Genomic DNA, 3,724 nt, shown 5'->3' on the forward strand with positions numbered 1-3,724 from the left:
TGCAAGATTTTGAGAGAATCGTCGTTCAAAACCTTGCGTCTTCATCGGCCCGCGTCCTGTAGGGGCGAAGCATTCGGACAATAACCTATCGGTGAAACCGTAGATTTTCTATCCGAATGCTTCGCCCGTACTTTTTCAGCAGACCCTACTTATTTTTCATCTTTTGGCTTTCTGTTGTTGATGCAGATTTCGATCGATCCCCAGACCAGAACATTTACCGCAGGTGCGATCGCATCGTGCGGTGCAACTACCGAGACTACATTACAGACAACTAAGGCGGAAACCTTAATGGCGGCGATTTTGGTGATTTTCATACTACGTCTCCATGCGTAGACAAAAATCAGGTCTTTTCGCGATGGATAATTGTAGCCATTTCTGCCACACCTTTGACTAATATAACACATCAGATCGCAAATCGATAAAAATAACGCCGCTATGACTTTTCCAAGCTTCTCCCCATTCCCACAAAACCGGGGTAATACTGTTCTGGTCGTAGGTTACTAGAGTTAATCGGGCTTCAGCCGCCGCTTTTAAGACAATTTCATCCGAATCGCCCAAATATCTACCTTTTAGCCAAGTTATTAGGGGAAAAATCGAGATTTCTGGACGTTTATAAATAATTTGTTCGGCAACCGTTTTTGAATTACTTCCCACAGAGCCAAACTGGAGTTTTTTAGGTAGGGCTGCCGCCCCAAAGGAGAATGGCGAAATTCAATATAGGGGAACTCGCTTTCTCGGAGGGATTCCTCGATTAAAATCGCGCTGGTTTCGCTGGGGGTTTTTCCTAATCGGCGGGCTAACCGTTTCAGTCTTTCTGCTGTGTGGTCGGGCAGTCTGGCGCTAACAACTTGGGACATCAATTTTTTTAACTTTTAATTACACTGTTTACAGTGTAATTAAACTCATCCTGCCAATGCCATTAAAGAATTGACCGTTCACCGAAAAATTAGGACTAATACTAAATCCGTTGAGTACAGGCTAGTTATGAGGAGAGGCAAAAGGCAAAAGGCAAAAGGGGGAATAAATAATCAGTTTTTAATAACCAGATTTAGTATAAGGTAGTGGCGCGGAGAAAAACCTTTTCTTTGAGTATTACTATAAGATAAATTTATATTGTTGTGACAATCTATAAGCATCTGAGGGGGTAAGACAATCGCTAAAATCCTTATTCTCTCGTTGACCCCCTCGGATGCCCTTCTACTTCTTTTGTCTATTGCCTATTCTGATATGTAGCCTATACTTAACGGATTTAGTATGACCAACTGGTTGAGAGGTTAAACCATCTCAAAAGCTGAGAGCAAACATCTTGATCTGTATTTTCTCAACCAGTCAAATCAAGCAAAAATCCTAATAATAATTACCGACTTTGCGATGGTGAACAGCCGTTAAACTATCAGGTTTAGAAACGCGACCATCGGTGACTTTATTGTAAACAATCCAGTGGTCAGCACATTCCATGCGACTAACGACCTCACATTCTAAATAAGCGAGGGCATCGGCTAAAATCGGCGAACCATTATTAGCGGTGTGAGTATTGACTCCTGCAAAACGATCTTCCCCAGGTCCGAAACGTTTTAAAAAGTGTTTCATCAGGGTTTGATAATTGCCTTCTTCCAGAATATTTAAAATGAATTGATCCCCCACTTGCAGTAAAGACTCGATCGCCCGATCTTTGGCCACAGCAACGGTAAAACCGGGAGGATCAAAACTTGCTTGCGTCACCCAAGAAGCGACCATTGCACCGCTTCTGTCTCCTTTCTTGGTGGTAATAATATATAAACCACCGCTAATCCGTCCGATGGCTTTATCAAGGTCAGTATCGAGGGATTTTCTTTGTTTAACTTTTACCTCTTGGGTTAATAGTTGTCCCATATCTGTCCCCGCTTCTTCACAGCGTTGATAGAGACTCTCGTTAGGAGTTTCTGTGCTACGAATGGGATCAAAAGCTTTGGTTAAACCAACTTCACGAAACTTATTAAATAGAGGTAAAATTGATTCATCATCACCCCCTTGAGATTCAAACATTCCGATATATTGTTTGGGGTTAACCGAGGCGAGAATTGTGCCTAGATTACCCGTAATTTCTTGGGCATTAATACCAGAAACGGGGGGAGTACCGATGACGATTCCCACCGCAGAAGAAGCTAATTCTTTTACCTCTTGGGGATCGGCGGATTTCAGGTCTAAAGTTTCTACAGCCAAACCAGTTTTAGTAATACCTTTGGCAATCGATTGACAGAGGCGATCACTATAACCATAATCGGAAATATAGAAAACAGCGACGGTTTTTTCTGCCTTAGTTTGTGCTTGACTCCAATCACGATAACGGGTCAATAATTCAGTAACATTATGTTTTAATACTGGTCCGTGACCATTAGCCACGAGATTAATATTACCTAGAGGTTCCATCCGTTTCATCGCCGCTAGTACCGAGCGAGCATTAGGAGCCATTAAACATTCATAATAGAAGCGATAATCCGGTTCAATAGCACTTAATTGCTCATCGTAAAGATCATCGGAACAATAGTGCATTCCGAAGGCATCACAGGTAAATAAAATTCCCGAACCGTGATCGTAGGTAAAAATAGTATCAGGCCAGTGTAAATTAGGAGCGTTAACAAATTCGAGAATGTGACCATTGCCTAGGTCTAACTGATCGCCATTTTTGACCAGTTGACGTTGAAAGGGATGATGAACTAAATTCTCTAAAAACTGAATTGCTACCTTCGACCCAACGACGGTAATATTGGGAGCGAGTTGCAGCAGATCTCTGACTAAACCACTGTGATCAGGTTCAGTATGACTGATAATTAAATAATCGATTTCTTGGGGGTTAATTAATCCGTTGAGACTATCAAAATATAGTTGACGGAATTTTTCGTGAGAGGTATCCACAAGGGCGATTTTTTCCCCACGAATCAGATAGGAGTTATAAGTCGTACCGTTTTGTAATCCGAATTCAATATCGAAGCGATCGCGATCCCAATCGAGGGAACGAATAGCGGTGATGTCTGCGGTGAGATCGGCCACCTGCACAGTGAGACGTTTTGTTTTGACTGGTGTAGCAACCATCGAACTCCTCCTTATTGTTAAGTTTTTTATACTTTGTCTCTATTGTGCCACGAGGAAATAAGGTATGGAGATTTATTTTCCCATAATTACTGATAACAGCTATCTTAATGGTCAGGGAGGAGTCGATCGTCGATTTGAGCAGAAACGCTCTCTAGGTATCTGTAGGAGGAAATGGGTGTTATACATTCCAGTCAAGGTGAACTACTTCCTATGTCACGGGGGATTGCCTCAAAACCGACTTACACCCAGTTTTTGGTCTTACATCCCCGACCTAGGCAGTATCTCCAGTTTCTATTTGGTATAAAGTTAGGATTGTAAATAAGACGGAAAAAATGCTTTTACAATCGGGAAACTTCCGTTTAAAAGGAAAAAAAGCTCTACTAAATCAAGCAGAGATACCGGTCGTAACGGTAATGGATGTAACGGAAACTCCCATGAAACACCCCAAAAAGAAACAGAAAGATTTTTTTTTCAGGTAAAAGAGGTTATCATACTTTAAAATCCCAATTAGTAGCTGATAAAAATACCGAGGAAATTATCTGTGTCTTTTGTGGGAAAGGTAGAGGTCATGATTTTAGTTTATTTAAAAAAAGTCAAGTTCGTTTTCATCCTTTAACTACCAGCAGAGAAGACAGTGTTTATCAGGGAATAG

Annotated in this window: 3 protein-coding genes and 1 pseudogene; 1 reads left to right on the plus strand and 3 read right to left on the minus strand. The window is 41.4% G+C overall.

Features of this window, described 5'->3' with window-relative positions:
• Positions 1-149 precede the first annotated feature (149 nt).
• The 3 genes from ACOCD9_RS15455 to ACOCD9_RS15465 form a co-directional block, all read right to left on the minus strand.
• On the minus strand, positions 150-314 hold the full coding sequence (locus ACOCD9_RS15455) for a hypothetical protein (protein WP_154663933.1): 165 nt from the start codon (positions 312-314) through the stop codon (positions 150-152).
• Between the two features lie 76 nt (positions 315-390).
• Complete coding sequence (locus ACOCD9_RS15460) at positions 391-654, minus strand: hypothetical protein (protein WP_287699944.1); 264 nt, start codon at positions 652-654, stop codon at positions 391-393.
• Positions 655-1,347: 693 nt separating this feature from the next.
• Positions 1,348-3,072 (minus strand): diflavin flavoprotein, encoded by a 1,725-nt coding sequence (locus tag ACOCD9_RS15465; protein WP_419547902.1) that lies wholly within the window; start codon positions 3,070-3,072, stop codon positions 1,348-1,350.
• Positions 3,073-3,380: 308 nt separating this feature from the next.
• Here ACOCD9_RS15465 and ACOCD9_RS15470 point away from each other — a divergent pair.
• A pseudogene (locus tag ACOCD9_RS15470) lies at positions 3,381-3,724 on the plus strand (transposase family protein); the annotation flags it as partial.

Origin of the sequence: Microcystis sp., from assembly GCF_048564745.1 — a bacterium.
GTDB lineage: Bacteria > Cyanobacteriota > Cyanobacteriia > Cyanobacteriales > Microcystaceae > Microcystis > Microcystis ichthyoblabe_A.